The 2340-nt window shown below is 63.6% G+C and carries 4 protein-coding genes and 1 pseudogene; all 5 read right to left on the bottom strand.

Annotated elements, in window-relative coordinates:
- Positions 1-224: cytochrome b/b6 domain-containing protein (locus tag Q0L57_RS02140; protein WP_296737355.1), on the bottom strand; the 224-nt coding region annotated here is incomplete at its 3' end.
- Positions 225-322: 98 nt separating this feature from the next.
- Positions 323-835, bottom strand: a complete 513-nt coding sequence (locus Q0L57_RS02135) for a DUF1345 domain-containing protein (RefSeq protein ID WP_296737353.1) — start codon at positions 833-835, stop codon at positions 323-325.
- Positions 836-854: 19 nt separating this feature from the next.
- Entirely contained in the window at positions 855-1322 is a 468-nt protein-coding gene (locus Q0L57_RS02130) for a YaiI/YqxD family protein (protein WP_296737351.1), read from the bottom strand.
- 64 nt (positions 1323-1386) lie between these two features.
- Positions 1387-1956 carry an S-(hydroxymethyl)glutathione synthase gene (gene gfa, locus Q0L57_RS02125; protein ID WP_296737348.1) on the bottom strand — a complete coding sequence of 190 codons (570 nt, stop codon included), beginning with the start codon at positions 1954-1956 and terminating at the stop codon, positions 1387-1389.
- Between the two features lie 85 nt (positions 1957-2041).
- A pseudogene (locus Q0L57_RS02120) lies at positions 2042-2340 on the bottom strand (S-(hydroxymethyl)glutathione dehydrogenase); the annotation flags it as partial.

The raw sequence follows: 2340 nt of genomic DNA, 5'->3' as shown, positions 1-2340 counted from the left end.
GCGCCGATCTGCAAAATGGTGTTGTTGAACTCGAAGCCGGACTGCTTGCCGATATAGAGCTGCGGCCGCGCGTTGAAAATCTGCAGACCCGAAAGCAGCATGAAGAACAGCGAAAAGGCCCAGATCCAGTGGGTCAACCGCGTCCAGCGCGACTGGCGATAGACGAGGGTCGTGTCCTTGCCGTCCGCCCTGGGGGCGGTTTGGTCGTTGGCAACAGTGTCCATCTTGCCTCCGGCCGCTCCGTGGAAGCGGCTTCTCAGGTCATTGTCTCCCCCTCAATACGTCGCCGCACAAGGCAATGTTTCATGCGATCACGGATTTATTACGGACCTCCGAGGCTGACAGCGAGATTGACCGCGGCCGCGAGGATCACGGCGTTGAAAAAGAACGAAAGGATCGAGTGGAGGAGCACGACGCGGCGCATGTGCGTCGTGGTGATGCCGGTGTCGGCGGTTTGCGCGGTCATGCCGATGACGGTGGAAAAATAGAGGAAGTCCCAGCCTTCCGGCCGTTTCCCACCCGGAAATTCGAGGCCGCCAACGGGCATCTTCTTCTTGGTGGCGGCGTCTACCTCGTCGCCATCCATCCAGTAGATCATTCGCAACGGCAGATCGGTGGAGCGCGCGTTCTTGCTCAGATAGTGGCCTGTCAGGCTCGGCATCAGGCGGAGGACGAGCAAGACGTAGGCGGCAAAGAATGCATTGGCGCCGATCAGGTAGGCAAGCGGCGCGCGCAGGACGAGCGCGATCACCAGCGCGACGATGCCGATTATCGCGGATATGGCGAATTGCGCATGGCGATGCGTCGGCAGTTTGGCGGTCGTGTCGTCAACCATGGAGCGAACTCCGAAAGGGTCAGTCCGGTGTGGCGGATTTCAAGGCGCGCCGCAAGATGCGGTCGAGCTCGCCGAGAAACTGCGACCTGTCCTTCTGGGTGAAAGAGGCGTTGAAGCCGCGACTTTCGCCGGTCTCGCGCAGGTGCTGCTTGAGATCGCGCATCGCCACCGCCATGCCGATGGTCTCCGGCGTGAAGGGGCGGCCGGTAGGGCCGAGCACATGCGCGCCGAGCGCCACCGTGCGTGCGGCAAGCGGGATATCGGCGGTCACCACTATGTCGTTGGCCTTGGCGTTCTCGACGATCCAGTCGTCCGCGGCATCCGCGCCCTTGGACACGACGACGTTGCGAATCATCGGATCGCGCGACGGTCGCAGGCCGCCATTGGACACGTAGGTCACCACCACGCGGTGTCGCTCCGCGACCTTCTCCACCTCGGCCTTGACCGGGCAGGCGTCGGCGTCAACGTAGATGATGGGGGCAGTCATCGTATCTCCAAACGAATATGGGGCCGGCGTTGACCGGCCCCATGGCAGAAATATCGGAAGCCCGTCAGGCCGGAAGCGCGCCGGACTTCTTGGCGGTCCAGGTGGCGATGTAGTCCATCAGGCCGGGGCTGAGGCAGTCATAGGGCTCGAGCCCGGTCGACTTCAGCTGGCCGCGGATGCCGTCCATGCGGCTCGGGTCGACACCGGCCTCGATGATCGAGGAGACGAAGGCGGCGAAGCCCGGCGGCGACCAGCCGTCCTCCTCGAAACGCTCGGGATGGATGAAGGACAGGCCCTTGAAGGGATGGTCGCGCTCGACCGGGCCGTACATGTGCACGCCGCAGCCGGTGCAGGCATGGCGCTGGATGAGCGCCGCCGGATCGACCACCTTGAGCTTGTCGCCGTTCTCGGCGACGGTGACGTCGCCGCTGCCGGCAACGGCCACGACCGAGAACACCGCGCCGTCCGGCTTCCAGCATTTGGTGCAGCCGCAGGCGTGGTTGTGGGCGATCTGACCCTTGACCTTCACCTTCACCGGCTTGCTGGTGCAAAGACAGACCAGCGTGCCGCCGGAAAAGCTCGCGCTTTCCTTCGGCAAGCCGTTGTCGATCGAGTGATGCAGTTTTTCGGCCATTCCTGTTTCCTCCCTTGTTTGACCATGAAGGTCGCGGGCGTTCGGCCCGCGGCCCCGTGGTTTTCCTCAAAAAGCGGCGTTGCTTTTAGTAAACCACGACGCTGCGGATCGACTTGCCCTCATGCATGAGGTCGAAGCCCTTGTTGATCTCCTCCAGCGTCAGCGTGTGGGTGATCATCGGGTCGATCTGGATCTTGCCTTCCATGTACCAGTCGACGATCCTGGGCACGTCGGTGCGGCCGCGCGCGCCGCCGAAGGCGGTCCCCATCCAGGTCCGGCCGGTGACGAGTTGGAACGGCCTGGTCGAAATCTCCTGGCCGGCGCCGGCGACGCCGATGATGACCGACTTGCCCCAGCCGCGATGCGAGGCTTCCAGCGCCTGGC

It is taken from the genome of Mesorhizobium sp. (genome assembly GCF_024509055.1).
Lineage (GTDB): Bacteria > Pseudomonadota > Alphaproteobacteria > Rhizobiales > Rhizobiaceae > Mesorhizobium.
This window is presented reverse-complemented; position numbering and strand designations above follow the sequence as displayed.